The sequence below is a fragment of the Cronobacter dublinensis subsp. dublinensis LMG 23823 genome, from assembly GCF_001277235.1.
Taxonomy (GTDB): domain Bacteria; phylum Pseudomonadota; class Gammaproteobacteria; order Enterobacterales; family Enterobacteriaceae; genus Cronobacter; species Cronobacter dublinensis.
The window spans coordinates 4,215,743-4,229,510 of record NZ_CP012266.1 but is presented as its reverse complement, the minus strand read 5'-3'; the positions used below and the strand labels follow the sequence as shown (position 1 = coordinate 4,229,510).

Genomic DNA, 13,768 nt, shown 5'->3' with positions numbered 1-13,768 from the left:
ATTAACGCATGGTCACAAATTCTTCCGCCGCTGTCGGGTGGATGGCGACCGTGTTGTCGAAGTCTTTTTTGGTCGCGCCCATCTTCAGCGCCACCGCGAAGCCCTGCAGCATTTCGTCCATACCGAAACCGATGCCGTGGATGCCGACGATTTTCTCCTCCGGCCCGACGCACACCAGCTTCATACGGCACGGCTGGCGGTGCGAGGTGACGGCGGTGTACATCGCGGTAAACGACGACTTATAGATTTTGACCTCCGCGTCGCCATACTGCTCGCGCGCCTGCGGCTCGGTCAGCCCGACGGTGCCGATCGGCGGATGGCTGAACACCACGGTCGGAATATTGCTGTAATCGAGATGTTCATCCGGCTTGTTGTTAAACAGACGCTCGGAGAGACGACGGCCCGCGGCGACCGCGACCGGCGTCAGTTCGACCGCGCCGGTGTTGTCGCCCACCGCATAAATCCCCGGCACGTTCGTATTCTGGTATTTATCAACGATGATGTAGCCTTTTTCGTTGGTTTTGACGCCCGTTGCCGACAGGTTGAAGTTGTCGGTTTCCGGCTCGCGGCCAATCGCCCAGATCAGCGCGTCCACGGTTTCAGCACGCCCGTCTTCCAGCGTCAGCGTCAGGCTACCGTCGCTGTTTTTCACCACTGATGTCGGCGTCGCGTGGGTGTGCAGCTGCGGGCCTTCGGCCTGCATCACTTCCACCAGCGTTTCAGAAAGCATCGGATCGAACGTGCGCAGCGGCGCGTGCTTGCGCACGAACAGGTGCGTTTGCGCGCCCAGCGCGTTAATAACGCCCGCAAGCTCAACGGCGATATACCCCGCGCCTACCACCGCCACGCGTTGCGGCATCGCCGACAGCGCGAAGAATCCGTCAGAATCGATGCCATATTCCGCGCCTGGAATATCCGGGTGACTCGGACGACCGCCGGTCGCGATCAGGATATGATCGGCCGTGATCCGCTCGCCGTTCACTTCAACGGTATGCGCGTCCACAAAGCGGGCGAACCCCTGAATCACATCGACATTATTTTTGCCGAGCACGTTGTCGTATGAGGTGTGGATACGGTCGATATAGGCGGTGCGGCTCGCCACCAGCTTCTGCCAGTCGAAATGGTTCACCGTGGTGTCAAAGCCGTAATCCGGGCCGTAAAGGTGGATAGCCTCGGCGATTTGCGCGGCGTGCCACATGATTTTTTTCGGTACGCAGCCGACATTGACGCAGGTGCCGCCCAGCGCTTTGGCTTCAATCAGGGCGCATTTCTGGCCGTACATAGCGGCGCGGTTGACAGAAGCGATACCGCCACTGCCGCCGCCGATGGCGAGGTAGTCGTAGTGTCTGGTCATGGCTGTTACCTTTTAATGATTCGAATTAACGCAATTGTAGTGCTGACGGAAAAAGGGTCCATCTATGGCTGCGATTACTCCGGCACGACCCACTTCAGCGTGGTGTGGCCGATGCCCGCCGGCACCAGCGCCTGATGCAGCCAAGGCAGAACGTTCGCCATCTGCTGCTCCAGCTTCCACGGCGGGTTGATAACAATCATGCCGGAGGCGGTCATGCCGCGCTGATCGCTGTCAGGACGCACCGCCAGCTCGATTTGCAGAATACGGCGGATGCCGGTGGCTTCCAGGTCATTCAGCATACGCTTGATCTGATTACGCAACACTACCGGATACCAGAGCGCGTAAATGCCGGTCGCAAAGCGCTTATAGCCTTCGTTGATGCCCTGAACCACCGCCTGGTAGTCGGTTTTGATTTCATAGGGCGGGTCGATAAGGATCAGGCCGCGGCGTGAGGCGGGCGGCAGTTTGGATTTCAGCTGCTGATAGCCGTCGGCGCGCTCAACGCGGGCGCGGTCGTCTTTCTGAAATTCGCCGCGCAGCAGTGGGAAGTCGCTTGGGTGCAGCTCGGTGAGTTGCAGGCTGTCCTGCGGGCGCAGCAGCTGGCGCGCGATAAGCGGTGAGCCAGGGTAGTAGCGCAACTGGCCGCTGCGGTTGAAATGCGACACCGCGCTGATGTAGGGCTCAAGCTCGGCGGGCAGGTCATCCCGCTGCCAGATACGCGCGATGCCGTCCAGATATTCGCCCGTGCGCTCGGCGTGCTCGCCGCTCAGCTGATAGCGCCCGGCGCCCGCATGGGTGTCCAGATACAGAAACGGTTTGTCCTTCTCTTTGAGCGACTCAATGATCAGGCTCTGGACGGTGTGTTTGAGGACGTCGGCGTGGTTTCCGGCGTGGAAGCTGTGGCGATAACTGAGCATGCGGGATGGGTTTCCAAAAGGCGTAAATGAACATCGATTTTGAACAGTATACCGGAAAGTGACCGCTTACGGGATGCGTGCGCTCAACGGGTAAAGCCCAGCGCGGGGCATTGAAATTAACTACACTAAACCCCATGCTACAAGACATTGTCGCTGCAAGATGCGCTTAACCAACACTAATCAGGACGCGCTTATGACCAATCCATTACTGACGCCTTTTGAACTGCCGCCGTTTTCCTCCCTTAAACCCGAGCACGTGGTGCCAGCCGTGACGAAAGCGCTGGAAGCGTGCCGGGCGCAGGTGGAGGCGGTCGTCAGCCGCGGCGCGCCTTACAGCTGGGAATCGCTTTGCCAGCCGCTTGCGGAGACCGACGACCGACTGGGCCGTATTTTCTCTCCGGTAAGCCATCTGAATTCCGTGAAAAACAGCCCTGAGCTTCGCGAAGCCTATGAGCAGACGCTGCCGCTGCTCTCTGAATACAGCACCTGGGTGGGCCAGCACGAAGGGCTTTACCAGGCGTATCGCGATTTACGCGACGGCGACAACTACGCGAAACTCGACACCGCCCAGAAAAAAGCGGTCGATAACGCGCTGCGCGACTTCGAGCTTTCCGGCATCGGTCTGCCGAAAGACAAACAGAAACGTTACGGCGAAATCGCGGCGCGTCTCTCCGAGCTGGGCTCGCTCTACAGCAATAACGTGCTGGACGCGACGCAGGGCTGGACGAAGCTCGTGACCGATGAGTCTGAACTCTCCGGCATGCCGGAAAGCGCGCTGGCGGCGGCTAAAGCCATGGCCGAAGCCAAAGAGCAAGAGGGTTATCTGCTGACGCTGGATATCCCAAGCTATCTGCCGGTGATGACCTACTGCGACAACCAGGCGTTGCGTGAAGAGATGTACCGCGCCTACAGCACCCGCGCCTCCGACCAGGGGCCGAACGCTGGCAAATGGGATAACACGCCGGTGATGGAAGAGATCCTGGCGCTGCGCCACGAACTGGCGCAACTGCTGGGCTTTGACAGTTACGCGGAAAAATCGCTCGCCACCAAAATGGCGGAAAACCCGCAGCAGGTGCTGGAATTCTTAACCGATCTGGCCAAACGCGCCCGGCCGCAGGGTGAAAAAGAGCTCGCCCAGCTGCGCGCCTACGCAAAAGAACATTTTAGCGTCGACGAGCTGCAACCCTGGGATATCGCGTATTACAGCGAAAAACAGAAGCAGCATCTCTACAGCATTAGCGATGAACAGCTGCGCCCCTATTTCCCGGAAAACAAAGCCGTTAACGGCCTGTTCGAAGTGGTTAAACGCATTTACGGCATCAGCGCTAAAGAGCGCAAAGATATCGACGTCTGGCACCCGGACGTGCGCTTCTTCGAGCTTTATGACGAGAGCGGCGAGCTGCGCGGCAGCTTCTACCTTGACCTCTACGCACGGGAAAACAAGCGCGGCGGGGCGTGGATGGATGACTGCGTCGGCCAGATGCGTAAAGCGGACGGCTCGCTGCAAAAACCGGTGGCGTACCTCACCTGTAACTTTAACCGCCCGGTGAGCGGCAAACCGGCGCTGTTTACCCATGACGAAGTGATCACGCTGTTCCATGAGTTCGGTCACGGCCTGCACCATATGCTGACCCGCATCGAAACCCCAGGGGTCGCGGGCATCAGCGGCGTGCCGTGGGATGCGGTCGAGCTGCCGAGCCAGTTTATGGAAAACTGGTGCTGGGAGCCGGACGCGCTGGCGTTTATCTCCGGTCATTTTGAAACCGGCGAGCCGCTGCCGCAGGAGCTGCTGGATAAAATGCTGGCGGCGAAAAACTATCAGGCGGCGATGTTTATCCTGCGCCAGCTGGAGTTCGGCCTGTTCGACTTCCGCCTGCACGCGCAGTTCAGCCCGGAGCAGGGCGCGAAAGTGCTGGAAACCCTCGCGGAGATCAAAAAGCAGGTCGCCGTGGTGCCGGGCCCGACCTGGGGCCGCTTCCCGCATGCCTTTAGCCATATTTTCGCGGGCGGCTACGCGGCGGGTTACTACAGCTATCTGTGGGCCGACGTGCTGGCGGCGGACGCCTATTCCCGCTTCGAAGAAGAGGGGATTTTCAACCGCGATACCGGTCAGTCGTTCCTCGATAACATCCTGACGCGCGGCGGCTCCGAAGAGCCGATGGAGCTGTTCAAACGCTTCCGTGGCCGCGAACCGCAGCTCGACGCGATGCTGGAACACTATGGCATTCAGGGCTGACCTTACGCGTGAATATTTGTCTGATTGATGAAACAGGCGCCGGAGACGGCGCCTTATCTGTTCTGGCGGCCCGCTGGGGACTGACGCACGACGCCGATAACCCGATGGCGCTGGTGATGACCCCTGCGCATCTTGAACTGCGCAAGCGCGACGAACCGAAGCTTGGCGGGATTTTTGTCGATTTCGTCGAGGGCGCGATGGCGCACCGGCGGAAATTCGGCGGCGGTCGCGGCGAGGCGGTGGCCAAAGCGGTCGGCGTGAAGGGCAGCTATCTGCCGCAGGTGGTGGACGCGACGGCGGGACTTGGACGCGATGCGTTCGTGCTGGCATCGGTAGGTTGCCATGTGCGGATGCTGGAGCGTAACCCGGTTGTCGCGGCGCTGCTGGATGACGGGCTGGCGCGCGGCTATCAGGACGCGGAAATCGGGCCGTGGCTGCGCGAGCGGTTACAGCTGATCCATGCCTCCAGCCTCACAGCACTGGATGAGATTACGCCGCGCCCGGAGGTGGTGTACCTCGACCCGATGTTTCCGCACAAGCAGAAGAGCGCGCTGGTGAAAAAGGAGATGCGGGTGTTTCAGTCGCTGGTGGGGCCGGATCTCGACGCCGACGGGCTGCTGGCGCCTGCGCGCGCGCTCGCCACGAAGCGTGTGGTGGTCAAACGCCCCGACTACGCGCCGCCGCTTGGCGACGTTCCTACCCCGAATGCCGTGGTCACAAAAGGCCACCGGTTTGATATCTACGCCGGTACGCCAGCGTAAATCTCTGCGCCCGCCGTCTCACACGTAAAGGGAAATTGTAGGGCGGGTAAGCATCGCGCACCCGCCATCGCCATTACGCTTCTTCGTCGTCGCGCAGCGGAACAATCAACATATCGATATGAACGGTGTTGATAAGCTGGCGCGCAGAAGACATCAGCTTGCTCCAGAAATCCTGATGGTGACCGCATACCACCAGATCCACATCATATTTCTTGATGGCGTCGACCAGCACCTGGCCCAGATCGCCGCTGCCGCTCAGGGTTTCGGTGATCGGATAGCCTGCGTTGGTGGAAAGCTCGGTCAGCGCATGGTGCGTTTCTTCGGAGATACGCTTTTGCATATCGCCCAGGTTAACGTCAATTAACCCGGTGTAGAGGTCGGAATAATTCACATCGACATGAATCAGGGAAATCTTCGCGTTATAGGGACGCGCCATAGATACCGCTTTATCTACCAGCACTTTGCTTTCAGGAGACAGATCGACCGCGATGAGAATATGTTTGTAAGCCATAGTGTTACTCCTTCCATAAGATGTCGATGACCAGTGGACTGGATGACGGATTGCTGCCTGCGACGTCATCCCCGTGCCCGCGTCCTGCGTACCACAATCGCGGGAACTCATTCCAGCGTAAAGACTTAGCGCTAAAGCTAATTTTACCTTATAGCGCCCCGGTACATCCGTCAATCCGCCGGGGTCGCATACATTCAAGCTAAAAATATGTCCGCGAGCGTTGATAAGGATTAACGATGTGGTAAAAAAATTACCGGATCTCCTACACTATTAAAAAAGCCGCTCGGGTGAATAAATGTGAACCTGATCGACTTTCACGCATGCACGCTTTCACAGAACAGTCTTTCAGGTATTGGAGAGCCATTGCTTTCCAGGCGAGTCGTCGGGGGGAAGGTATGATCAGCACCGTCGCGCTGTTTTGGGCTTTGTTTTTGGTTTGCGTTATTAATATGGCGCGTTATTTCTCATCATTACGCGCGCTTTTAGTGGTGCTCCGTGGGTGCGATCCGCTGCTTTATCAGTATGTGGACGGCGGCGGCTTTTTTACCGCGCATGGTCAGCCCAGCAAACAGATTCGCCTTGTCTGGTATATCTACTGGCAGCGTTATCTCGATCATCATGACGACGAGTTTATTCGCCGCTGCGAACGCGTGCGCCGCCAGTTTATTCTCACCAGTTCACTTTGCGGGTTAGTGATTATCAGCCTGATTGGGCTGATGATTTGCCATTAAAAAAGCGGGTCAGCTGCCTGACCCGCTTTTTCACGCCCCGCGAATTCGCTTACACGAAACGCAGCGCTATCCAGTACAGCACGCCTGAGAGCGCGATGGACGCTGGCAGGGTGAACACCCATGCCATCAGGATGCTGGTGACGGTTTTGCGTTGCAGACCGCCGCCATCGACCAGCATCGTGCCCGCGACCGACGACGACAGCACGTGCGTCGTGGACACCGGCATACCGGTATAGCTCGCGATGCCGATAGAAACGGCTGCTGTCATCTGCGCCGACATGCCCTGCGCGTAGGTCATACCTTTCTTACCGATCTTCTCGCCGATGGTGGTTGCCACACGGCGCCAGCCGATCATCGTCCCCACGCCAAGCGCCAGCGCGACGGCCATGATTATCCAGACCGGGGCATACTCGATGGTGCTGAGCATATCCGCCTTCAGGTTTTTCAACAGACGCTGATCTCCCGCGCTGGTCTCTTTCAGCTTCGCCACTTTATCGGTGGTATCAGAGATGCACAGCATAATGCGGCGCAGCTGGCTGCGCTGATCCACGCTCAGCTTGTCGTAGCTGTCGATGTTGTTCAGCATGGCTTTCGCGCGATCCAGCGCCAGAACGGCGCGGCTGGCGTCGCAGTGGAACTCTTTCGTGTTGCCCGTCGGGTTCACCTGCTCCGGGGTCGGGATAACCGGGTCAACGCCCGCGACCTGACGCAGCGCGGCCGGATGCTGCTGGAAATACGTTTCCACGTTGTTGACCGCGTCGCGGGTGCGGGTGATGTCATAGCCGGAGGCATTCATATTCACCACGAAGCCCGCAGGGGCCACGCCGATCAGCACCAGCATAATCAGGCCGATGCCTTTCTGGCCGTCGTTCGCGCCGTGAGAAAAACTCACGCCGATAGCCGACAGGATCAGCGCAATGCGGGTCCAGAACGGCGGCTTTTTCTTGCCGTCTTTCTTTTCACGCTCGGCTGGCGTCAGGTGGATACGAGCGCGTTTTTTGGTGCCGCTCCAGTAGCGACGCAGCAAAAACACCAGCCCGCCTGCGAATACCAGGCCGACAATCGGAGATACGATAAGCGAACCGAAAATGTTGAGCACTTTCGGGATGTTCAGCGCATCCACCACGGAGGTGCCGGTCATCAGGGCGTTGGTCAGGCCAATCCCGATGATAGCGCCAATCAGCGTATGGGAGCTGGACGCCGGCAAGCCAAGATACCAGGTGCCGAGGTTCCAGATGATAGCGGCCAGCAGCATGGAGAACACCATCGCCAGGCCATGAGCGGAGCCCACGTTCAGCAGCAGATCGGTCGGCAGCATATGCACAATCGCATAAGCTACGCTTAAGCCGCCAAGCAGAACACCGAGGAAGTTAAAGAGAGCCGCCATAGCCACCGCAAGTTGCGATCGCATAGCGCGTGTATAGATAACCGTTGCGACTGCGTTTGCCGTATCATGGAAGCCGTTAATAGCTTCATAAAACAGTACAAATCCCAGAGCAAGCAATAGTAACAGGCCAGTGTGTAAATCAAGCCCGGCAAACAAATGTAGCATAGGACGTTACGCCATTTTGAGGACATGAACGCGGCGCATTATCTAAGACAACGGCGGCATGGGCAAAGTGAAATATAGACTTTTTTTAATCGGTGTCGTCCTAATGTCAATTTCACTAAAGAGATTACCTTTTAAATTCAATTTATTAGAATTTGTAACAGGGTTTTGTCTGGTGCGACCAGAGCGGAAACTTTACAATTCGCGGCCTTAACGGCAATGAGGAAGGGTTGTGGAACAGTTTGATGCCATCATCGTAGGGGCGGGCGCGGCAGGATTATTCTGCGCAGCGCTGGCAGGACAGGCAGGGCGCCGGGTGTTAGTGCTGGATAACGGCAAAAAACCGGGGCGTAAAATCCTGATGTCCGGCGGCGGACGCTGCAATTTCACCAACCTTTACGTTGAGCCTTCGGCCTACCTCAGCGCCAACCCGCACTTCTGCAAATCGGCACTGGCGCGCTACACCCAGTGGGATTTTATCGATCTGGTGGGCAAGCACGGCATCACCTGGCATGAGAAAACGCTCGGACAGCTTTTCTGCGACGACTCGGCGGAACAGATTGTCACGATGCTGATGGCGGAGTGCGAGAAAGGCGGCGTCACCGTGCGGCTGCGCAGCGAAGTGCTGGGCATCGCGCGCGACGAGAACGGCTATACCCTGACGCTTAACGGCGGCGCGGTACAAACGCCGAAGCTGGTTATCGCGAGCGGCGGCCTGTCGATGCCCGGCCTCGGCGCGACGCCGTTCGGCTATAAAGTCGCGGAGCAGTTTGGCCTGAACGTGCTGCCGACCCGCGCGGGCCTGGTGCCGTTTACGCTGCATAAGCCGTTGCTTGAACAGATCCAGACGCTCTCCGGCGTCTCGGTGCCCACCGTGGTCACTGCCGACGACGGCACGGTGTTTCGCGAAAGCATCCTTTTTACCCATCGCGGGCTCTCCGGCCCGGCGATTTTGCAGATCTCCAGCTACTGGCAACCGGGCGAGTGGGTGGCGGTCAACCTGCTGCCGGATGTCGACGCGGGCGCGTTTATCGACGAACAGCGCGCCGCGCACCCGAACCAGAGCCTGAAAAACACGCTCGCGATGCTGCTGCCAAAGCGGCTGGTGGAGTGCCTGCAAAGCCTCGGACAACTGCCGGACGTCACGCTGAAACAGCTCAACAGCCGCCAGCAGCAGGAGCTGCTGGAGACGCTGCACGGCTGGCGCGTCCAGCCCAACGGCACCGAAGGCTACCGCACCGCGGAAGTCACGCTCGGCGGGGTGGATACGCATGCGCTCTCCTCCCGCACGATGGAGGCGCGCAACGTGCCGGGGCTCTATTTTATCGGCGAAGTAGTGGATGTGACCGGCTGGCTTGGCGGCTATAACTTCCAGTGGGCCTGGAGCTCCGCCTGGGCCTGCGCCCAGGCGCTCGCCGAATAACGCCCTTCAGTAGAGATTCTGCGGCGTGAAAATGCCGTACTGGCGCGTCAGCCGATGTGACGCGCCCGCGCCAGGCTCGCCCTCCAGCGCGTCGAGAAACGCGCCCGCCCACCACTGACTATCATACTGGCGCACCTGCATCAGCAGCGCGGCATGTCGCTGTCTGCGCTCCGCAAGCGGCATGGCGAGCGCCGAGTGCAGCGCCTCGCTAAGCTCGTGCGCGTCATACGGGTTCACGATGATCGCGCCTTTAAGCTGCTCTGCCGTGCCGGTGAACTGGGAGAGGATCAGCACGCCCGGATCGGCCGGGTCCTGCGCCAGCACATACGCTTTAGCGCTCAGGCTCACGCCTTCTGACAGCGGCGTAAACAGTCCCACTCTGGCGCGGCCGTAAATCCCGGCGACGGCGCGGCGGTTCAGCGCGTCGTTATGCAGATAATTAACCGGAAACCAGCTGAGATCGCCGAAAGCGCCGTTTACCTCGCTGCAAAAGCGCGCCAGCTGCTGCTCCAGCCGCGGTGAAAAATGCGGGTACTCTTTGGCCGGATCGCTCATTTGCAGCAGCGTCACGTCGCGCAGATAGTGCGGATGGTTATTCAGCAGGCTGCGCATGGCGTCGATGCGGTAATGAATGCCGCTGATGTCGTTTATCACATCGTCGCTGACGATAAGCTGGCGCGGATATTTGCCGGTCAGCGGCGCGTGGCGGGCCGGGCGCGCCGTCGCCACGCCGCAGGGAAAGACGCCGACGTTAATGATATGGCCGTTAACGCGAAGCGTGGTGGCGGAGAGCCGCTCCGTGCGGTAGTGGCGCATGACGCAGAGCAAAAAGTTGTTCACATCGCTGCCCGACTGAAAGCCAATCAGATCGTAGAAAAAGAGCGAGCGCATCAGCCAGTCATGCTCCGGCAGCGTTCTGAAGACGTCGCCTGGCGGAAACGGCTGATGCAAAAAGAAGCCGCACGGGTTCAGCAGACCTGCCTCCTTCAGGCAGCGCCCGAGAGGAATGAGATGGTAATCCTGCACCCAGACCACGTCATCCGGGCAGATCTCATCCGTCGCCATCTCCGCCACCGCCTCGTTCCAGGCTTTATAGGCGCAAAACGCGCGCTTCGGGTGGGTGGCGAGATCGGGCCGGTTATGAAACACCGGCCACAACGCCTGGTGCACATAGCCGTGATAGTAGTCGGCGTACTCCGTGGGCGACATCGACCAGCGCTGGCGCGTATAACCGGCGGTGTCCCGCACGCTGACCTGGCGCGGCGCGCCCGCGAGGCCGATAGCGCCGCTCCAGCCCATCCACAGGCCGCCGCGCTGGCGCATAATGTCGTGCAGGGCTTCCGCCTGCGCGTCGGCGCCGTGCGGTACGCCGCAGCGGCTGGATATCATGACTAAGCGAGACATGACTCACCTCTTTTTGCGTGATTAATGACGATGCGCGCGTTTTTCCGCGTCGGTGACTTCACTTTCGAACCGGGCCAGCTCCTGACGCTTGCAGGCGATCCAGGCGTCGCTGAACGGCGCGCCCAGTTGTTTGCGCAGCCAGTCGGCCTCCTGAAAACGCGCCAGCGCGTCCGGCCAGAACAGCGGCAGGGCGGGCAGACCGGCCACTGAGCCGGCCTGCGGCAGCGTAAGCGGGTGATCGAGCCCATAGAGCACGCCCGCCAGCACCGCCGCCGCCACGAGATACGGGTTGGCGTCCGCGCTCGCGAGCCGATATTCGATGCGCTGACTCGCGGCATCGGCGCACGGCAGACGCAGCGCCGCCGAGCGGTCGTTATAGCCCCAGGAGGAGAACAGCGGTTCGTTCAGGCTCTTGCGCAGCCGCCGGAAGGCGTTAGCGCCGGGCGTCACCAGCGCGACGCTTGCCGGCATCAGCGCCAGCAGGCCGCTCAGGCTGCGGCGCATCATGACGTTCGGCTGGCCCTCTTCGCTTGCGAACAGATTATTGCCCTGCGCGTCGTTCAGGCTGATATGAAAGTGCAGGCCGCTGCCCGCGAGCGCCGACCGGGGCTTGGCCATAAAGCTGGCGTAGTAGCCCTGTTTTTCCGCCACCTGATGCACCAGCCGTCGGGCCGCCAGTACCCTATCGCAGAGCGCCACCACGCGACTGCTGTGGCGAAAATTCAGCTCAAACTGGCCCGCCTCGGCCTCCGCGACGATGCCGCACAGCGGCAGGCCCTGACGGCGGGCTTCGGTTTCCATCGCCTCCAGCAGCGCGTTGTCGCGCCCGGGCATGTCGACATCAAAACAGCGCGATGTCGGCGCGGCGCCGTCTGCGGCCTGCAAATAGAACTCCACTTCCGGCGCCATGACCGGGTACAAACCACGGGCGTGAAACGTCGCCAGCAGCCGCTCCAGCACCACGCGCGGCTCCAGCGGGCAGCCTGCGCCGTCCGGGCTTTGCATGGAGAGCAGCAGCTGGGCGTGATGCTCAGGATCGCCCGCGCACGGGCGCAGCGTGCCGCTGACCGGCAGGCAGAGCCGGTCAGGCTCGCGTTGCGCCGCGGCGCCCGCAATCACCTGTCCTTCGTTATCCATTTCATAGACGGACTGCGGGAAATAGCAGCCCTGCGCCAGCGCGCGCAGGCTCTCCACGCTGACGCGCTTACCGCGACGGCAGCCGTTGAGATCGTGCAGGTAAATATCGACGTGGCGGGTGTGCGGGTAGTCCCGCAAATACGCCTCGGCCTCCTGGCGAAACGGTACGCCGACGCCGTCAGGCGTACCCGCCAGCATCCAGGTATTCAGCAACGTGGAGAACATGATCGGTTCCTGCGTGGATGAGACGCGGCCGGAGGAGAGGCTCGGGCTGCGGGGTTTGAACCAGGGAGTAAGAGCAAAGGAAAACATAGGTTACGCTTCTTCAGAGCCGCTCGGGCGATGGTCAAAGGCTAGCGTTTTCAGGGGGGCGTCGGTGTAAAAATCCCATAAAAAGAAGGGCCTGGCGCGTAAAAAAGGCGTTTATGCGCTGGCGGATGAAGGGCTTATGCGCGCCGTGCGGCGGGCAATGAAAGTGGAGTAACAAGCGAATGTAGTGAGAGTCGATAGTCTAATTTATCGCCAGTCGTTAACGTTGCGCCCCGTAACAGGAAGCCCATCAGGAGCGGGTTTCCTGCCGGGTAGGGAACAGCAACACACAACGTTAGTGACCACGATGCGTTTTTTATTGATGATTTTTTCTTTTGCCGCTTTGCTCTCTGCGCCGGCGTTCAGCGCGGCGCTACCGAACGCCTGGCATGACCAGGGCACAAACACGGATGTCTCATACCACTTTCATCACGATGCGCCGCCGCCGCGGCTGAAAAGCGCGCTGCTAAGCCGCTACGGCAGCTGGAAAGGCACCCGCTATCACTTAGGCGGCACGACCCGCCGCGGCGTCGACTGCTCGGCGCTGATGCAGCACCTGTTTGCCGAATCGGCGAGCGTCGCGCTGCCGCGCACCACGCAGGCGCAGATCAGGGAGGGCAGAGCGGTAAGAAAAACGGCGCTGCAGCCGGGCGATCTGGTGTTTTTCAACACCGGCCCGCGCCAGCGCCATGTGGGCGTGTATATCGGCGACGACCAGTTTATCCACGCCTCGAAAGAGAAAGGCGTGACCATTTCCAGCCTGAGCAACCGCTACTGGCGCGTCCGTTATCTCGCCGCGCGCCGCGTGGTGTGACCGTCTACAGCGAGGTGGGCGTCAGGTATTCCAGATGCCGCTCAAGAGGGGCATACGGCGCGGATGCGCAAACGGCGATGTGCAGATCCCGCCAGCGACAGTCGCTGATAAAAACGGTGTCAGACGCCGTGACGCTTTGCGGCGTCTGCAGGAGTTCCCAGACGGTGCCTGCGCGTTGCTTGATAAGCGCCTCGCGCCGGGTCCAGCACTGCCAGAACGCGGGCAGCCTGGCTTCAGCGGGCAGCGCAGACAGCATTGCCTGCTCCTCGTCGCTGAAAATCGCCTGCGCGAGGGGCTGCACGCGTCGGCGCGCCCGGATCCTTTCAATATCACAGCCCACCTCGCCGGCGTCACTTAATGCCAGCGCCACCACGCCGTCACTATGGCTGAGATTAAAGGCCAGCCCAGAATCGTGCGCTAAACAGGGCTTACCGTTCTGGTTTTCCCCAAGCGGCGGCAGGGCAGGCGTACCGATAGCCCAGGCCAGCATAATGCGCCCGGCAAGCCAGCTCGCCTGACGCGGGCCCGTCGGTTGTTGCGCCAGCAATGCGGGCGAAAGCCAGCGCGCCGCCGCCTGCGGCGAGCACAGCGAGGCGGTCTCGCCGATAACGACACGCAGCAC

The 13,768-nt window shown here is 60.4% G+C and carries 12 protein-coding genes; 5 read left to right on the top strand and 7 right to left on the bottom strand.

Annotated elements, in window-relative coordinates:
• Position 1: 1 nt before the first annotated feature.
• Together gorA and AFK67_RS19640 are read right to left on the bottom strand one after the other, a co-directional pair.
• Complete coding sequence (gene gorA, locus AFK67_RS19645) at positions 2-1,354, bottom strand: glutathione-disulfide reductase (protein WP_007730699.1); 1,353 nt, start codon at positions 1,352-1,354, stop codon at positions 2-4.
• Between the two features lie 74 nt (positions 1,355-1,428).
• On the bottom strand, positions 1,429-2,271 hold the full coding sequence (locus AFK67_RS19640; protein WP_007730696.1) for a 23S rRNA (adenine(2030)-N(6))-methyltransferase RlmJ: 843 nt from the start codon (positions 2,269-2,271) through the stop codon (positions 1,429-1,431).
• 193 nt (positions 2,272-2,464) lie between these two features.
• On the opposite strand from AFK67_RS19640, the gene prlC reads away from it, so the two are divergent.
• Positions 2,465-4,507 carry an oligopeptidase A gene (gene prlC, locus AFK67_RS19635; RefSeq protein WP_007730693.1) on the top strand — a complete coding sequence of 681 codons (2,043 nt, stop codon included), beginning with the start codon at positions 2,465-2,467 and terminating at the stop codon, positions 4,505-4,507.
• A gap of 8 nt (positions 4,508-4,515) precedes the next feature.
• Positions 4,516-5,268: a 16S rRNA (guanine(1516)-N(2))-methyltransferase RsmJ gene (gene rsmJ, locus AFK67_RS19630; protein ID WP_007730691.1), complete on the top strand. Its 753-nt coding sequence runs from the start codon at positions 4,516-4,518 to the stop codon at positions 5,266-5,268.
• A 73-nt stretch (positions 5,269-5,341) separates the two neighbouring features.
• Here the strand turns inward: rsmJ and uspA are convergent, their stop codons facing one another.
• Positions 5,342-5,779: a universal stress protein UspA gene (uspA, locus tag AFK67_RS19625; RefSeq protein WP_004388310.1), complete on the bottom strand. Its 438-nt coding sequence runs from the start codon at positions 5,777-5,779 to the stop codon at positions 5,342-5,344.
• Between the two features lie 395 nt (positions 5,780-6,174).
• Between uspA and uspB the strand changes: the two genes are divergently transcribed.
• Positions 6,175-6,510, top strand: coding sequence for a universal stress protein UspB (uspB, locus tag AFK67_RS19620; protein ID WP_007730689.1), 336 nt, complete (start codon positions 6,175-6,177; stop codon positions 6,508-6,510).
• 49 nt (positions 6,511-6,559) lie between these two features.
• Here the strand turns inward: uspB and pitA are convergent, their stop codons facing one another.
• Positions 6,560-8,062, bottom strand: coding sequence for an inorganic phosphate transporter PitA (gene pitA, locus AFK67_RS19615; protein ID WP_007730687.1), 1,503 nt, complete (start codon positions 8,060-8,062; stop codon positions 6,560-6,562).
• A gap of 229 nt (positions 8,063-8,291) precedes the next feature.
• On the opposite strand from pitA, the gene AFK67_RS19610 reads away from it, so the two are divergent.
• Positions 8,292-9,482: a BaiN/RdsA family NAD(P)/FAD-dependent oxidoreductase gene (locus AFK67_RS19610; RefSeq protein ID WP_038884674.1), complete on the top strand. Its 1,191-nt coding sequence runs from the start codon at positions 8,292-8,294 to the stop codon at positions 9,480-9,482.
• Positions 9,483-9,488: 6 nt separating this feature from the next.
• On the opposite strand, the gene AFK67_RS22350 is transcribed toward AFK67_RS19610, so the two are convergent.
• Together AFK67_RS22350 and AFK67_RS19600 are read right to left on the bottom strand one after the other, a co-directional pair.
• Positions 9,489-10,886, bottom strand: a complete 1,398-nt coding sequence (locus AFK67_RS22350; protein ID WP_007730684.1) for an alpha,alpha-trehalose-phosphate synthase (UDP-forming) — start codon at positions 10,884-10,886, stop codon at positions 9,489-9,491.
• Positions 10,887-10,907: 21 nt separating this feature from the next.
• On the bottom strand, positions 10,908-12,335 hold the full coding sequence (locus AFK67_RS19600; RefSeq protein WP_032967608.1) for a glutamine synthetase family protein: 1,428 nt from the start codon (positions 12,333-12,335) through the stop codon (positions 10,908-10,910).
• Positions 12,336-12,639: 304 nt separating this feature from the next.
• Between AFK67_RS19600 and AFK67_RS19595 the strand changes: the two genes are divergently transcribed.
• Positions 12,640-13,146: an NlpC/P60 family protein gene (locus AFK67_RS19595; protein ID WP_038884671.1), complete on the top strand. Its 507-nt coding sequence runs from the start codon at positions 12,640-12,642 to the stop codon at positions 13,144-13,146.
• A 4-nt stretch (positions 13,147-13,150) separates the two neighbouring features.
• On the opposite strand, the gene acpT is transcribed toward AFK67_RS19595, so the two are convergent.
• On the bottom strand, positions 13,151-13,768 hold the full coding sequence (acpT, locus tag AFK67_RS19590; RefSeq protein WP_007730669.1) for a 4'-phosphopantetheinyl transferase AcpT: 618 nt from the start codon (positions 13,766-13,768) through the stop codon (positions 13,151-13,153).